Below are 15,632 nucleotides of genomic sequence, written 5' to 3'. Positions count from 1 at the left end.
TCAAACGAGAACGCAACATGTCATGGCGAATCAGCATTCTGGATAAAAGCCCCGTCGCAGAACACGAAACAGCCGCCGATGCGCTGGCGCGAACCTTAGCACTGGCGCAGCAGGCAGAAACGCTGGGTTATCACCGCTTCTGGATTGCCGAACACCACAATACCCCGCAGCTTGCCAGCCCCTCGCCGGAGCTGCTGATTGCCTGGATCCTCGGGCAAACAAAGCGTATTCGCGTGGGCTCAGGCGGCGTCATGCTGCAACATTACAGCCCCTACAAAGTCGCCGAAAATTTTAACGTACTGGCCGCCATTGCGCCGGGCCGGGTTGATCTGGGCGTTGGCAAAGCGCCCGGCGGTCTGCCGCTCTCTACCCGCGCCTTGCAGTACGGCCTAAATCCGCAGGAAAAAGGAAGCTTTGCAGACCAGCTGACGCAGCTTGATCGCTGGATCCGCCCTGAAAATCAGTCAGCGGAGGAGGACGTTCGCGCCACCCCGCTGCCACCGGCGCCTGCCCGGGGATTCCTGCTGGGCGCCAGTACCGAAAGCGCGCTGCTGGCGGCCTCCCTCGACTGGCATTTTGTCTTTGCCGCCCATCTGAATGGTGATCCTGAGCTGCTGCGCGAGGTCGTCACAGCCTGGCGTCAACACAGCGTCCGGGAGGTGATTGTGGCCGTGCAGGTCATTGTTGCCCCAACCCAGGCTGAGGCCGATGCGCTGGCGCAGAAGGTTGAAGTGTGGGGCGTGGAGCTGGCAAACGGACAGCGCGTCACCGTCGCCAGCGAAGAACAGGCCTACGCCTTTGCGCGGCAGGCGGGGAGTGAACCGGTGCGCATTGCGCGTCGGGCGCAGTCTCTGCTGGCCGGAACGGCGGCGTCGGTGCTTGAACAGCTCAACGCGCTGCATCAGCAGTGGGGGATTGACGAATTTATCATCGACACGCCGGTCGCTGATGGCGCAACGCACGTGCAGTCCCTGCGACTGCTGGCCGAGGTGCGTCTTAACAGGGAGGTTACCGTATGAGCTTTAGCGAACAACTGATTGCCTGGCGCCGTGAGCTGCACCAGAACCCTGAACTCTCCGGTCAGGAGGTCGAAACAACGGCCCGCCTGCGCGAGTGGCTGACGGCAGCCGGGATTGCACCGCTGCCTTACGATCTCCAGACCGGGCTGGTTGCGGAGATCGGCACGGGCAACGCACTGGTTGCGCTGCGCGCCGATATCGACGCGTTACCCATCGACGAGCGCAGCGGGGTGCCGTTTAGCTCCCGGCGTGCCGGGGTGATGCATGCCTGCGGACACGACATTCACACCAGCGTGATCCTCGGCGCCGCGCTAAAGCTGAAAGAGCGGGAAGCCTCGCTCAACGGTCGCGTGCGGATCCTGTTCCAGCCTGCGGAAGAAAATTTCGGCGGAGCGAAAAGCATGGTGCGTGCCGGGGCGTTACGCGACGTACGCGCGATTTTCGGGATGCATAACGAGCCGTCACTGCCGGTCGGCGAGTTTGCCACGCGCGGCGGCCCGTTCTATGCCAACGTTGATCGCTTCGTTATTCACGTGACCGGCAAAGGCGCGCATGCCGCACGTCCCCATGAAGGCAACGACGCCATCGTGCTGGCAAGCCAGCTGGTAACAGCGCTGCAAAGCGTAGCCAGCCGTAACGTCAACACGCTGGATTCGGTTGTTCTGAGCGTGACGCGCATCGCCGGGGGGAATACCTGGAATGTGCTGCCGGAAAGCGTTGAGCTGGAGGGCACGCTGCGCACGCACCGCACGGAAGTGCAGCAGAACGTGAAAGCGCGCGTCGGTGAAATCGCCGCTGGATTTGCCAGCGCCTTTAGCGCGCAGATCAACATCACCTGGTACGCCGGGCCCACCGCGCTGGTGAACGATGAGCACTGGGCCGGGTTTGCCACCTCGGTCGCGCGCGAAGCGGGATATGAAACCCGGCATGCGGAACTGCACATGGGCGGGGAGGATTTCGCGGTCTATCTGCAAAACATACCCGGCGCGTTTGTCAGCATTGGCAGCAACAGTCCGTTTGGGTTACATCACCCGGCATTTAACCCGGACGAAGCATTAATCGAACCCGCTGCCCGCTATTTTGCTCAGCTCGCGGAAAAAGCCCTGCAACACGTTTAATTAATTTGAGGTGAATATGACTGCACATCGTCAATTGCGGCTGGGGACCATTTTGCATGGTGCATCCGGTAATATGTCTGCCTGGCGCCATCCCGCGGCGGTCGCGGATGCCAGCATTAATTTTGATTTCGTTAAAGAAACGGCTTTAAAAGCAGAAGAGGGCAAGCTCGACTTTATATTTGTGGCCGACGGCCTTTATATTAACGAGAAATCCATTCCGCATTTTTTAAACCGCTTTGAGCCGCTGACGGTGTTGTCCGCGCTGGCGAGTATCACCTCGCGCCTGGGGCTGGTCGGCACGTTGTCCACCTCCTACAGCGAGCCCTTCACCGTTGCACGCCAGTTCGCCAGCCTCGATCACCTGAGCAACGGACGCGCGGGCTGGAACGTGGTGACCTCACCGCTGGAAGGGTCAGCCAGGAACTTCTCACGTGAAAAACACCCGGAGCATGCGCTGCGCTACCGCATTGCCGATGAGTATCTCGACGTGGTGAAAGGACTGTGGGATTCCTGGGAAGGGGATGCCTTTATCCGCAATAAAGAGAGCGGACAGTTCTTTGATGCGTCGAAACTGCATACTCTGGATCACCACGGTGATTTCTTCCAGGTTTCCGGCCCGCTGAATATTGGCCGCACGCCGCAGGGACGTCCGATTGTCTTTCAGGCTGGCGCGTCCGACGACGGTAAAAAGCTGGCGGCAAAACACGCTGACGCCATCTTTACCCACCATGACACGCGGGAAGAAGCCCAGGCTTTTTACCGCGATGTTAAACAGCAGCTGGAAAGTCACGGCCGTCGCGCAGGGGATTTACATATATTCCAGGGCGTCAGCGTGATTGTTGGAAACGACGCCGATGACGTAGAAAACCAGTATCAAACTACGGCGGCACTGGTCTCCATTAATGATGCGCTGAATTACCTCGGACGATATTTCGAGCATCACGACTTCAGCCAGTATCCCCTCGACGCGCCGTTCCCGGATATTGGCGATTTGGGCAAAAACAGCTTTCGCAGCAACACCGATGAAATCAAGCGTAACGCCCGTGAGCGCAACTTAACTCTGCGTCAGGTCGCGCTGGAAGCCGCATCGCCGCGCCCGCGTTTTTCCGGCACACCGGAGCAGGTGGCCGATGGTTTACAGGCCTGGTTCGAAGAGAAGGCGGCGGATGGCTTCATCATTCAGGGCGGCACGCCGGACACCTTCCCGCGCTTTGTTGACCAGGTGGTGCCCGTTTTACAGGCGCGTGGCCTGTTCCGCACCGACTATCCCGGCACCACGCTGCGCGAAAGTCTGGGCTTAGACGAGCCCAAAAATCAGTTCACACAACAATAAAAGAGAAAAACGCTATGCAGAAATCATCGCTTATTCTGGCGCTTGCGCTGGCCTTTACCCCTGCCGTCTGGGCAGAGAATGTCAATATTAACGGCACCGGCGTGAGCATTGAGGCCAATAAAACGCCGATCAATACCGCCAAAAACAGCGATGCGATCGCGCAACTGCCGAAAGACTATCGCTTTGCCGTGCCGGGGAAATTTACCGTGGCGGTGGCGGGTCTGAATCAACCGCCGCTGACGGTCTTTTCCGACGACAACAAAACTCTGCTGGGAAGTGAGGTCGACATTGCGCGTCTGGTATCGGACAGCCTCGGACTGGAGCTGAACGTGGTGCCCACCTCCTGGGAGGACTGGCCGCTGGGGGTTGCCTCCGGGAAATACGACGCGGCTATTAGCAACATCACCGTCACTAAAGCGCGCAAAGAGAAGTTCGACTTCGCCACCTACCGCAAGGATTCACTTGGCTTCTATGTGACATCCACCAGTCCGATCAACTCGCTTGTGAAGGCAGAGGATATCGCCGGGCTGCGCATCATCGTGGGTTCCGGCACCAACCAGGAGGCCATCCTGCTGGCATGGAACGAAGAGAACCTCAAAAAAGGGCTTAAACCCTTTACGCCGATCTACACCAAAGACGACGCGGCCCAAACGCTGGCGCTTCAGTCCGGACGCGCGGACGCCTACTTTGGCCCGAACGTGATCGGTGCCTGGAAAGCGGCGCTTAACGGTAAAACCAAACTGGTCGGCAGCGTCGATGGCGGCTGGCCGAAGGCAGCGCATATCGCGGTGACGCTGAAAAAAGGCAGCGGCCTGGTCGAACCGGTTCAAACCGCGCTGAATGGCGCGATCAAGAACGGAGATTACGACAAGGTGCTGAACCGCTGGGGGGAAGGCGTGGAGCGTATCCCCAGTTCCGAAGTTAACCCGGCGGGTCTGGGCGATTAAGGAGGCGCTATGCGCGAACAATTTCGTGACGTTTCGCCGGAAGATACCGATCTTCAGCCCATTATCGAGGGGCTTTTTGGTGAATACGCTGCTCGTTACGGCGACTACTTTTCAAAGGATGCGGAAGTCGAGCTGACAGAGTGGTACCTGGCGCCGCAGGGGCTGTTTATCGTTCTGGAGCGCGATGGCGAGATCATCGCCACCGGGGCGTATAAGCCCTTCGACGAACATACCGCAGAGATCAAACGTATCTGGACGAATAAAACGCTGCGCCAGCAGGGGCTGGCCGCGCGCGTGGTACAGGAGCTGGAGCGCCGGGCGGTGCTGGCGGGCTACAGCCACATCTACCTGACCACGGGGTTTCGTCAGCCGGAGGCGGTGCGGCTCTATCTCAGCCAGGGGTATCAGCCGCAGTTCGATCTCAACCGCGACCCGGAAGAGTACAGCCAGCCGCCGTTCGACGGTCGGCTGCGTTTCACCAAGACGCTGATCCGCGAAGCGCTCAGCAAAACCGCATAAGGAGCGACGATGAGCAACGTTGAAACCATAAAAGTGGTCCCGGCACGTTATCCGCTGCGCGCTGCTGGCGCCGTGGTGGCGCTGTTTGTGCTGGCGGTCGTGATCCAGTCCGTGGCCTTTAATCCGCGCTGGGAGTGGGCGGTATTTGCCCGCTGGTTCTTCGACCCGGTGATCCTCGAAGGCGTCGGCCAGACGCTGCTGCTGACGTTGATAAGCACCGTACTGAGCGTGGTGATTGGCGGCATGCTGGCGCTGGCGCGGCTCTCGTCATCATGGCTGTTGAGCAGCCTGGCGTGGGGTTACATCTGGCTGTTCCGATCGCTGCCGCTGATCGTGGTGCTGATTATCCTCTATAACTTCTCCTATCTCTACGACACGCTCTCTCTCGGCGTGCCTTTTACCGGCATTACCTGGGGCAGCTTTGAAACCATCAACGTTCTCGGGCAGTTTTCTACCGCCATCGTGGGGCTGACGCTGGTGCAGAGCGCCTATACTGCGGAGATCATTCGCGGGGGCTTCCTTGGGGTCGACCACGGTCAGTATGAGGCGGCCGCTGCGCTAGGTCTGCCGGCGTGGCGTCGCACCGTGCGCATAATTCTCCCGCAGGCGCTGCGCACCATCCTGCCGTCCGGGTTTAACGAAATTATCAGCCTCGCCAAAGGGACGGCGATGGTGTACGTGCTGGCGATGCCGGAACTGTTCTACACGATCCAGATGATCTACAACCGCACCCAGGAGGTGATCCCGCTGTTGATGGTGGGGGCCGTCTGGTATCTGGTGATCACCACCGTACTGTCTGCCATCCAGCATGTTATTGAGCGTGGACTCGCCCGCAGCGAGCGCCGCTCCGCCGTAAACCAGAACCGGGCGGCGAGTCGCTCGCGTTCGGTCACCACTTCGCCAGCACAGGAGCCTGTTCATGCAAGCCTCTCCTGAAGGACACATTTCCATTACCGGCGTCAGTAAGTTTTTTGGCCGACATAAAGCGCTCGATAACGTCACGCTTGAGATCCCGCCGGGTTCCGTGACGGTGATCCTCGGCCCCTCTGGATCGGGAAAATCGACGCTGCTGCGCGCCATTAACCATCTGGAGCGCGTAGACGAAGGCTTTATTCAGATTGACGGGGATTACATCGGCTATCGCCGTCAGGGTGACAAACTCTACGAACTAAAAGAGAGAGAGATCCTCAAACAGCGCGTCAACGTTGGGTACGTGTTTCAGAACTTCAATCTTTTTCCGCATCTCACGGTGCTGGAAAACCTGATTGAAGCACCCATCGCGCATAAAAAGTTCAGTAAAAAAGAGGCTGTTGAAAACGCCTACAGCCTGCTGGATGTGGTAGGACTGCGCGATAAAGCCGATGCCTGGTCGCGTCACCTCTCCGGCGGCCAGCAGCAGCGTATCGCCATTGCCCGCGCGCTGGCGCTGCGCCCGCGCGTGATGCTGTTTGATGAACCAACCTCGGCGCTGGATCCGGAACTGGTTGGCGAAGTGCTGGACGTGATTAAAAAACTCGCCCGTTCCGGCACTACGCTGGTGGTGGTCACCCATGAGATCGGCTTTGCCCGGGAAGTGGCGGACCAGGTGGTATTTATGGTCGACGGTAAAATTGTGGAGCAGGGCAGCAGCGATGACGTTTTAAACCGACCGTCTCATCCGCGAACGCGCCAGTTCCTCTCAAAAGTGCTGTAAGGAGCGCAGATGAAATATGGACTCCTGGCGGGGCTGGTCTTCACGACGGCGAGCCACGCCAGCATTGATTTAAAGGCCAACGAACAGCCGCTGCCGGTGACGGTTGATCAACAGGCAGTGGCGAAAATCCCGGCGAACTATAGATTTGTTGAGCCGGGTACCCTCACGGTGGCGATTTCAGCCCTGAATTCTCCGCCGCTTGCGCTGCTGGCCAGTGATAACCGCACCCGTATTGGCAGCGACCCGGATATCGCCCGGTTGCTGGCGGGCAGTCTGGGGCTGAAGCTGAAGCTGGTGCCAACGGCGTGGGAAGACTGGCCGCTGGGGATCACTTCCGGGCGCTATGACGTGGCGTTGGTGAATATCGCCGTCACCGAGCAACGTAAGGAGAAGTTCGATTTTGCGACCTATCGCGTCGATTCCCTGGCCTTCTCGGTGAAATCCACCAGCAACGTACAGTCGATCACCAGTGCGAAAGATCTGGCCGGGAAAAAGGTGATTGTCGGGTCTGGCACCAATCAGGAGCGTATTCTGCTGGGCTGGAACGAAGAGAATAAAAAGGCCGGGCGCGAGCCTGCGTTGCCGGTTTACCTGACCGACGACGCCTCAGGCAATCTTTATATTCAGTCCGGCAGGGCGGATGTGTTCTTTGGACCGCAGTCCGTTTCGGCCTATAAAGCCGCGTTAACCGGCAAAACCCGCGTCGTGGGTTTAGGCCCGAAGAAAGCCTATGTCGCCACCACAACCAAAAAAGGTAATGGGCTGGTGTATGCGTTGCAGGCTGCGCTGGACGGTGCGATTAAGCGCGGGGAGTATCAAAAGGTGCTGGCGCGCTGGGGGGAAGCAGGCGAAGCGGTGACGTCTTCAGACGTTAATCCGCCCGGGATAACCTACTAATGGTGCTCTATACCCTAAATAATTCGAGTTGCAGGAAGGCGGCAAGGGAACGAATCCCCGGGAGCGTACATAAGTACGTGACTGGGGTGAGTGAATGCAGCCAACGCACCTGCAACTTGAAGTATGACGGGTATACACTTAGGGTTTTCATCCCTGAGGGGGCAACATGATCAAACTCTATGGTGTACCTGGCTGGGGATCGGCAATCAGTGAAGTGATGCTGACTCTGGCAGACATCCCGTATCAGTTCGTCAACGTGGACGGGTTTGACCAGCCCGGCCCGCAGCGCGAATTGCTGTTGAAACTGAACCCGCTGTGCCAGGTGCCGACGCTGGAGCTGGAAAACGGGGCGATCGTGACGGAAACCGCGGCGATCGCCCTGATGGTGCTCGACAGACGTCCCGACCTCGCGCCGCCCATTGGGCAGGCCGAGCGCCAGCAGTTTCAGCGCCTGCTCATCTGGTTTGTGGCGAACGTCTATCCCACCTTTACGTATGCAGATTACCCGGAACGCTGGGTGCCTGATGCCCCGGAACAGTTGAAGAAAAACTGCATTGAGTACCGAAAATCGCTTTATCTGTGGTTCGACAGCCAGCTCAGCGCCTCGCCGTTTGCGTTTGGCAAACAGCTGACGCTGCTTGACGTCTATATTGCCGTTGCGCGTACCTGGGGTCCACGCCATGAGTGGTTTGCCACCAACACGCCTAATATTACCGCCGTCGCGGATGCCGTCTGCGCGCTGCCGGAACTGCACAAGGTGCTAAAAGCTAACGATATAATCTGATAACGTGGAACGCTCACCTATAAAAGGAGCCCTGCCCATGCCACACGTTGATATCAAATGTTTTCCACGCGATCTGACTGACGAACAAAAAACGGCCCTGGCGGCGGATATCGCCGAAGCGATCGCCCGTCATCTGAACAGCAAAGATCGCTCAATCTCCGTGGCGCTTCAGGAGGTTCAGGAAGCTGACTGGAAGGCGCAGGTCTGGGATACCGAGATCGGCCCGAAACTGGATGAACTGATTAAGAAGCCCGGTTATTCAATGTAACTTGCCTGCCGGGTGGTGCAATATCACCCGGCGATCCCCATTTTTATTCCCTTTCGCAAAAATCGATAATAAAAACCATAACGATTCCGCTACAATTCATCCTTCCGAACAATATTCGTTAAATCAGCAGGTAAGCACTGCAACTGCACCAGATTAAGTACAAATTAGTAAAAGGATAATTTTTCCATGACAAAATTACCTCAGTTTTCACTCGCCTTTATTCATCCTCGTTACTGGCTCAGCTGGGCAGGCATTGCCGCGCTCTGGTGCACGGTTCAGCTTCCGTACCCGCTGCTGTTGAAAACAGGTCACAGGCTTGGGCGTCTGGCTATGCGCCTGCTTCCACGCCGCGTGGAGATCGCCAGACGAAATCTTGAGCTTTGCTTTCCTGATATGAAAGAGGACGAGCGCGAGCGTTTACTTGAGCGTAATTTTGAATCGGTTGGAATGGGCGTCATCGAAACCGGGATAGCGTGGTTCTGGCCTGACTGGCGCGTGCGGAAACACTTCAGCGTGACCGGCTACGAACATATGGAACAGGCGCGGGCGCAAGGTAGGGGCGTGGTGCTCATTGGCATGCATTTTCTCACGCTGGAATTAGGCGCACGCATCTTTGGCATGCTCAACGCGGGTATTGGTGTGTATCGTCCCAACAATAATGCGTTGCTCGACTGGCTGCAAACGCGCGGTCGTCTGCGTTCCAATAAAACCATGCTTGACCGCTATGACCTGAAGGGCATGATCCGCGCACTGAAGCAAAACGAGATCCTGTGGTATGCCCCGGACCACGACTATGGCAAAACGAATAGCGTGTTTGTGCCGTTTTTTGCCGTCCCGGACGCCGCGACAACTGCCGGGAGCTACATGCTGGTGAAAAGTGCCAGACCGGCCGTGATCCCGTTTGTACCGCGCCGAAAAGCAGATGGCACAGGATATGAACTGCTTATTCTGGAAGATATCAGCGATACCTTGCAGGGAGGCGATAAAGCGTCGGTGGCCACGCAAATGAACAGAGCGATTGAGCGCGCCGTGATGATGGCGCCTGAGCAATATATGTGGCTGCATCGCCGGTTCAAAACCCGCCCTGAAGGCCAGCCGGACCGGTATAAACGCAAAAAACAGGTCGCGTCTACTGCAAGAACCTTATCTGCCAGCGATATTTCGGACCGGTCGAGTATCCAGCAGTAGTCGGTCAGGGCGGATGCCGGTGCGCTCCGCCCTTTATAAATCCTGCCGCGCTGGATAGAATTACCGCATCCACATTGACGGGATGCCCTACATGACCGGAAGAGTCGATTATCATCTTGAAAAATACCTCCTTACCGAAGCCGGCGAGCCCGAACGTTTGACGCGCCAGTGGGCCGAGGTGATGCGCGAGTGTCATGACCAGAAATCCGGGGCAGAAGAGCGGCTGCGTCTCGCGCTGCTGAACGTGGATTATGTGACCAGCTTTGAGCTTCCCTTCCGGTTACTTCTTACCCGTTCACCGCAGCTGATTGATGGCATCAGAAATGAGTTCCAGCTCAGTCAAAAAAATGTCCTGTTCAACGGCAAGCGGTTTGGCTGCGTTTACAGCCTTAAACAGGATTTGAACGGCATACCAGATGAATTTACCTACCACCTGAAGACCCGTATTCAGCGTATCGATGCGTCCGGTGGTTCGGAAGTGCCTTACCGGCAAATCGCTCAGCAGGTGAAAGCCCCCCGCGAGCGCCTCCAGCTGGCGCTGGAACAGGGGCTTGCGGTCACCGCGCTTGACGGGCTTTTCTGGTTTGGCCTCCAGCGCATAGCCGCCGACGTGCAGCGGTTAAGGAAGACCGGGATGAGAATAGTGACGTCCGATACGGAGGTGTTCGACACCCTTACCGGAACAACACGGCGCATTCCGGTTTATCGTCTTGAGGACGCTGCCGCTACTTAGTCTGGAGCAGGATCGCCAGCAGTCCCGGAAAGCGGGCGTCCAGATCCTCTCTTCTCAGTGAGATCATATTCTCGCGCCCCTGCGGGCGCTGCCAGATCACGCCGCTGTCGCGCAGCACGCGCCAGTGGTGAGTCATAGTGGATTTCACCACCTCTTCCGGGCGCAGCGCGTTACAGCTCAGTTCGCTGCCGTCGGCCAGCCTGCGAATAATCGCTAATCGCAGCGGGTTGCCGAGGGCGAACAGCACATTTTCCAACACTATTTGTTCAGGTTCCGGGTGGTTTGGGATCATCGTTTTCCTGCGTCTCGCGTGAGATTGAGCTATATCAACAATAGGTCAACCGTTAAAAAATAGTTCGATAATACTCGTACAATGGGACTATTATAACAAACGAATGAATACGCGACCATCCCGGTCGTCACAAACCAGTCTTGAAGACTTAAGGAAATAACATGCCCCGACCCATTCCACTCGAACGTTATCGCAACATCGGTATCTCCGCGCATATCGATGCGGGCAAAACAACCACCACTGAGCGCATCCTGTTTTACACCGGGATGAGCCACAAGCTGGGTGAAGTACACGATGGCGCGGCAACCACCGACTGGATGGCGCAGGAGCAGGAGCGCGGGATCACCATTACGTCGGCGGCGGTAAGCTGTTTCTGGCCTGGTATGGACAGAGGCTTTGAACCGCACCGCATCAATATTATCGACACCCCCGGGCACGTGGATTTCACCATTGAGGTGGAACGTTCCATGCGTGTGCTCGACGGCGCGGTAATGGTCTATGACTCCGTCGGTGGCGTGCAGCCGCAGTCGGAAACCGTCTGGCGTCAGGCGAATAAATATCATGTTCCGCGTCTGGCATTCGTCAACAAAATGGACCGCCCGGGCGCAGATTTCTTCCGCGTGGTGCGGATGATGCAGGAGCGGCTGAAAGCCAATCCTGTCCCGATTGTGATCCCCGTGGGGGCAGAAGAACACTTCACCGGCGTGGTGGATCTCATCAAGATGCGCACCATTCTGTGGGACGATGCGACGCAGGGCATGGCATTTAGCTACGCGCCGGTGCCTGACGATCTGCTGAGTACCGCCCAGACGTGGCGAGAAAAAATGGTCTCGTCTGCGGCAGAAGCCAGCGATGAGCTTATGGATAAGTATCTTGAGACGGGCGAACTGGATGAAGCGGAAATCATCAAAGGACTGCGGATCCGGACTATCTCCGGTGAAATACAGCCCATGCTGTGCGGCAGCGCTTTCAAGAACAAGGGCGTGCAGCGCATGCTCGACGCGGTGATTGAATTGATGCCGTCTCCACTGGACGTGCCCGCTATTGATGGGGTAGACGAAGACGGACAGCACGCCGAGCGCCACCCAAGCGATGATGAACCGTTCTCGGCGCTGGCCTTCAAGCTGATGAGCGATCCGTACGTCGGCCAGTTGACCTTCATCCGCGTCTATTCCGGCATACTGCGTAAAGGCGACGCGGTGTACAACCCGGTGAAGGGCAAAAAAGAGCGTATCGGGCGCATCGTGCTGATGCATGCCAACGATCGCCATGAGGTGGACGAGCTGCGCGCAGGGGATATCGCAGCCTGTGTCGGGCTGAAAGACGTCACCACCGGTGACACGCTGACCGACCCGAATGCGGTGATCACCCTTGAACGGATGGAGTTCCCGGATCCGGTTATTTCGCTGGCGATTGAGCCGAAAACCAAGGCCGATCAGGAGAAAATGGGGATCGCTCTACAGCGCCTGGCGGCGGAAGATCCGTCGTTCCGCCTGCACACGGACGAAGAGTCCGGTCAGACGATTATCTCCGGGATGGGCGAGCTGCATCTGGAGATCATCGTCGACCGTATGAAGCGCGAGTTTGGCGTTGAGGCGAACATTGGTCGTCCGCAGGTCACATACCGTGAAACCCTGCGTAAAGCGGTGAAAGATATAGAAGGTAAATTTGTCCGACAGTCCGGCGGGAAAGGGCAGTACGGTCATGTGGTCCTGAGCCTTGAGCCGTTAGCAGCCGGGAGTGGTTTTGTGTTTGAAGATGCCACCAAAGGCGGGGTGGTGCCGCGGGAGTACATCCCGTCGGTGGAAAAAGGCTTGCGAGAAGCCATGAATACGGGTGTGCTGGCGGGCTATCCGGTGGTGGATGTGAAAGCGACCCTGACGTTTGGTTCTTACCATGACGTTGACTCCTCGGAGATGGCCTTCCGCATGGCGGCGATCCTCGGCTTCAAAGAGGGCGCACGGCGGGCGGACCCGGTTATTCTTGAGCCGGTCATGCACGTTGAGGTGGAAACGCCGGAAGAGTATGCCGGGAACATTATGGGCGATCTCTCCTCCCGTCGCGGCCTGGTGCAGGGGATGGCAGAGCAGTACGGCAGCCAGATTATTCGCGCTGACGTCCCGCTGGCTGAGATGTTTGGTTATGCCACCACGCTGCGCTCGATGTCCCAGGGGCGCGCGACGTATACGATGGAATTCCATCATTTTGCGGAAGCTCCGCGGAATGTGGCGGATGAGATCATTGCGAAGCGTGTGAAGAGTTGATTAATTGCGCATGGTAGTCATTTGGCTACCATGTGCCTTTATTATTACGACAGGGAGTTTATGCCTGTTACTTAATTAGCGTCGCCGATCGCACTTTCCATTTTCCTTGCTCTTCAACGAGACAATCTGCAATAACATGATCTTGCTTCTTACCAAATGCGACATAGACATTTGTGCAAACGGCGTCAAAATCAGAATGTAAGACGGTTATCTGATTCCAGTCATCATCCCAGTCCTGCGCTTTGATAAACATATCCGCATCGGGCATATCTTTATCGTTACTGTCGCCAGAGTACATTTCTTTAATTGCTGCAATGGTCCCTGAGGCCACGTACTCGTTCATAATGTCTGGATTGAGTACGTGCGGTTTGTTCTGATCTAACTGCGCTATATACCATTGATTGAATTTAAGTGCCGCCTGACCCGGTGCATAAATATTTTCTGCGGCCGCGAGCGGAGACAGGGCGAAAAGTAAAAAGTAGAGTGGTTTCATTAATCATGCCTGAACAGTTCGTAATGAGGTTGTATGTTGCGGTAAGCCTGCCCAGGATACATGGTGCGTTGCACAAAATCGCTGATCCACTGTTGACCATCGTATATACAAACGTGACCGCTATCATGACCAACTATATTTTGGATAACTGCGACGTCACCAGCATGGGGTTGATCATATACCAGGTGAAAGCCTGCATTGACTAATGTGCGCCCCATATCTTTTGCCAGACGCGTGTTGGGGATTTTTAATCGACCACCCGCTCTGATCGCTTCTGTTACGTAACGAGCACAATAACCCGTGCTGCTGGGTTGCGCGTGTGATTTCGCATATGATATTGCGCCATCTTTGTTCCATGACATGGATATTTCCTTTACGAAAGATTGTTTATGCAACAGCTTCTGAAATATCCTCCGTTTAACATCGTCATGATAAACATAAAATGCCATAGAAATTTTATATAATTCATATGGGTATAATTAAAAAATCATTCCAGCGCCTTCACCATTTTCCCGCTCGCGACAAACGTACCCGCTCCCAGATGATGCAGCGTATTCAGCTTATCCCCGTCAAACTGCCAGCGTCCGGCGACAAATGCGCGTTCATCCGCCGCGGCGGAAACCACTTCGCCAAACAGAGTGTCATATTTCTCTGCCGCAGAGGTGACAGGTAATAACCGGCACTCCATCCAAGCCAGACATTTCTCTTCTATAACCGGCAGGTCAAGCTCAGGGCCATAAATAACCGGGATCCCGTAGCAGTTAAATTTATCCTCGTCGCGCCCGCTGACGCTGCCGACCGCCCAGGTCCAGTTGGCTGCCGCCACGCCGGGGATCACAATGCCGAATTTCCCGCTGCGTTCGATCAACTCCCGTGACCACGCGCTTTTGTCTACCACAATCGCGATACGCGGGGGTTCAAATTCCACCGGCATAGACCATGCGGCGGCCATGACATTGCGACGATCGATGGTCTCATCCCGGCTGGTGATGAGCACGGTTGGACCGTGATTCAGAAGGCGGCTGGCGTGACGTAATTCAACAGGGCGAAAGTGGCTCATAGGATCTCCTCGTGTACACGATGAGTATGACGAAAAAGCACTTTTACGCATATGCAAAAGGGAAAATAGTTTATAAACAGGGGATATCACCTCCTGGAGCAAATCATGTCCCCATTTCTGAGTGCTTATTTTGCCCGCACGGGCTGGCAGCAGCCCGTACAGGTTAATATCGATACCCTGCGGGGGCTGCATTTACACCATAACTGCGCGATCCCCTTCGAAAATATCGACGTCGTTTTGCCGCGGGAAATCCATCTGGACGACGGGTGTCTGGTGGATAAACTGGTCACCGCACGTCGAGGGGGGTATTGCTTCGAGCAAAACGGCTTGTTTGAGCGGGTATTGCGCGAAGTCGGGTTTACGGTGCGCAGCGTGCTGGGGCGGGTTGTGATGGCCAATCCGTCGCAGATGCCGCCGCGTACGCACCGGTTGCTGCTGGTTGAGCTGAACGGCGAGCGCTGGATCGCCGATGTGGGATTTGGCGGACAAACGCTGACGGCGCCGATTCGTTTGATCGCCAACGAGGAACAGGAAACCCCGCACGGGCGTTATCGTTTGCTGAGCGAGGGTAACGACTGGATACTGCAATTCCGCCATCACGACCACTGGCAGTCGATGTATCATTTTGACCTGGCGACCCAGTACTTCAACGATTACGTGATGGGAAACTTCTGGTCGGCGCACTGGCCGCAGTCCCATTTCCGTCATCACCTGCTGATGTGTCGCCACCTGCCGGACGGGGGCAAGCTAACGCTGACCAACTTTAATTTTACCCACTGGCAGAACGGTCATGTGGAAGAGCAGATCCATTTGCCGGATGCGGAGGCGCTGTATCAGCTGATGCAGGCGCGGTTTGGCCTGGGCGTTGATGACCCGAAGCACGGCTTTACCCTGGCAGAGCTGACGGCCGTGATGGCGGGGTTTGATACGCATCCGCAGGCGGGGAAATAGCCCGGTGGCGGCTACGCCTTACCGGGCCTACGGGAGTGTGAACGTAGGTGGAATAAGGCGTAGCCGCCACCCG

16 protein-coding genes and 1 pseudogene are annotated in these 15,632 nt (G+C 56.7%); 13 read left to right on the top strand and 4 right to left on the bottom strand.

Going from position 1 to position 15,632, the window contains the following annotated elements; translation table 11 throughout:
• The first annotated feature begins 17 nt into the window (after positions 1-17).
• The 11 genes and pseudogenes from O1724_RS12250 (at position 18) to O1724_RS12200 (ending at position 10,499) form a co-directional block, all read left to right on the top strand.
• Positions 18-1,019 (top strand): MsnO8 family LLM class oxidoreductase, encoded by a 1,002-nt coding sequence (locus tag O1724_RS12250; protein ID WP_126296820.1) that lies wholly within the window; start codon positions 18-20, stop codon positions 1,017-1,019.
• Positions 1,016-2,137: an amidohydrolase gene (locus O1724_RS12245; RefSeq protein ID WP_017382285.1), complete on the top strand. Its 1,122-nt coding sequence runs from the start codon at positions 1,016-1,018 to the stop codon at positions 2,135-2,137. Before O1724_RS12250 ends, O1724_RS12245 begins: the two co-directional genes overlap by 4 nt.
• A gap of 16 nt (positions 2,138-2,153) precedes the next feature.
• Positions 2,154-4,417: pseudogene (locus O1724_RS12240) on the top strand (NtaA/DmoA family FMN-dependent monooxygenase).
• Between the two features lie 9 nt (positions 4,418-4,426).
• Positions 4,427-4,936, top strand: a complete 510-nt coding sequence (locus O1724_RS12235; RefSeq protein ID WP_022651238.1) for a GNAT family N-acetyltransferase — start codon at positions 4,427-4,429, stop codon at positions 4,934-4,936.
• 9 nt (positions 4,937-4,945) lie between these two features.
• Positions 4,946-5,872, top strand: coding sequence for an amino acid ABC transporter permease (locus O1724_RS12230; RefSeq protein WP_003857005.1), 927 nt, complete (start codon positions 4,946-4,948; stop codon positions 5,870-5,872).
• Complete coding sequence (locus O1724_RS12225; RefSeq protein ID WP_003857007.1) at positions 5,856-6,629, top strand: amino acid ABC transporter ATP-binding protein; 774 nt, start codon at positions 5,856-5,858, stop codon at positions 6,627-6,629. Before O1724_RS12230 ends, O1724_RS12225 begins: the two co-directional genes overlap by 17 nt.
• Positions 6,630-6,638: 9 nt before the next feature.
• Entirely contained in the window at positions 6,639-7,526 is an 888-nt protein-coding gene (locus O1724_RS12220; protein WP_463726370.1) for an ABC transporter substrate-binding protein, read from the top strand.
• A 166-nt stretch (positions 7,527-7,692) separates the two neighbouring features.
• On the top strand, positions 7,693-8,310 hold the full coding sequence (locus O1724_RS12215; RefSeq protein ID WP_126296816.1) for a glutathione S-transferase family protein: 618 nt from the start codon (positions 7,693-7,695) through the stop codon (positions 8,308-8,310).
• Between the two features lie 37 nt (positions 8,311-8,347).
• Positions 8,348-8,578 carry a tautomerase PptA gene (pptA, locus tag O1724_RS12210; protein WP_003857012.1) on the top strand — a complete coding sequence of 77 codons (231 nt, stop codon included), beginning with the start codon at positions 8,348-8,350 and terminating at the stop codon, positions 8,576-8,578.
• 186 nt (positions 8,579-8,764) lie between these two features.
• On the top strand, positions 8,765-9,766 hold the full coding sequence (locus O1724_RS12205) for a Kdo(2)-lipid IV(A) acyltransferase (RefSeq protein ID WP_045336328.1): 1,002 nt from the start codon (positions 8,765-8,767) through the stop codon (positions 9,764-9,766).
• A 91-nt stretch (positions 9,767-9,857) separates the two neighbouring features.
• The gene (locus O1724_RS12200; RefSeq protein WP_032658507.1) at positions 9,858-10,499 is read left to right on the top strand and encodes an ECs1377 family protein; all 642 of its coding nucleotides are present in this window, start codon (positions 9,858-9,860) and stop codon (positions 10,497-10,499) included.
• Here O1724_RS12200 and O1724_RS12195 read toward each other — a convergent pair.
• On the bottom strand, positions 10,492-10,791 hold the full coding sequence (locus O1724_RS12195) for an ArsR/SmtB family transcription factor (protein WP_058686360.1): 300 nt from the start codon (positions 10,789-10,791) through the stop codon (positions 10,492-10,494). The genes O1724_RS12200 and O1724_RS12195 overlap by 8 nt on opposite strands.
• A 161-nt stretch (positions 10,792-10,952) precedes the next feature.
• Here O1724_RS12195 and fusA point away from each other — a divergent pair, with 161 nt between their 5' ends.
• Positions 10,953-13,055: an elongation factor G gene (gene fusA / locus O1724_RS12190; protein WP_003857019.1), complete on the top strand. Its 2,103-nt coding sequence runs from the start codon at positions 10,953-10,955 to the stop codon at positions 13,053-13,055.
• 67 nt (positions 13,056-13,122) lie between these two features.
• Here fusA and O1724_RS12185 read toward each other — a convergent pair whose 3' ends face one another.
• From O1724_RS12185 to O1724_RS12175, 3 genes are all read right to left on the bottom strand, one after another.
• Entirely contained in the window at positions 13,123-13,548 is a 426-nt protein-coding gene (locus O1724_RS12185; protein ID WP_063979221.1) for a DUF3828 domain-containing protein, read from the bottom strand.
• Positions 13,548-13,910: a hypothetical protein gene (locus O1724_RS12180; RefSeq protein WP_038416106.1), complete on the bottom strand. Its 363-nt coding sequence runs from the start codon at positions 13,908-13,910 to the stop codon at positions 13,548-13,550. The genes O1724_RS12185 and O1724_RS12180 overlap by 1 nt, the downstream gene beginning before the upstream one ends.
• A 125-nt stretch (positions 13,911-14,035) precedes the next feature.
• The gene (locus O1724_RS12175; protein WP_003857024.1) at positions 14,036-14,608 is read right to left on the bottom strand and encodes a flavin reductase family protein; all 573 of its coding nucleotides are present in this window, start codon (positions 14,606-14,608) and stop codon (positions 14,036-14,038) included.
• Between the two features lie 105 nt (positions 14,609-14,713).
• Here O1724_RS12175 and nhoA point away from each other — a divergent pair, with 105 nt between their 5' ends.
• Positions 14,714-15,559, top strand: a complete 846-nt coding sequence (gene nhoA, locus O1724_RS12170) for an N-hydroxyarylamine O-acetyltransferase (protein WP_126296814.1) — start codon at positions 14,714-14,716, stop codon at positions 15,557-15,559.
• Positions 15,560-15,632: the final 73 nt, after the last annotated feature.

The sequence above is a fragment of the Enterobacter cloacae complex sp. HYC074_NIDB genome, from assembly GCF_056673345.1.
The sequence above is the reverse complement of the archived record's forward strand: the minus strand, read 5'-3'. Positions and strand labels throughout refer to the sequence as shown.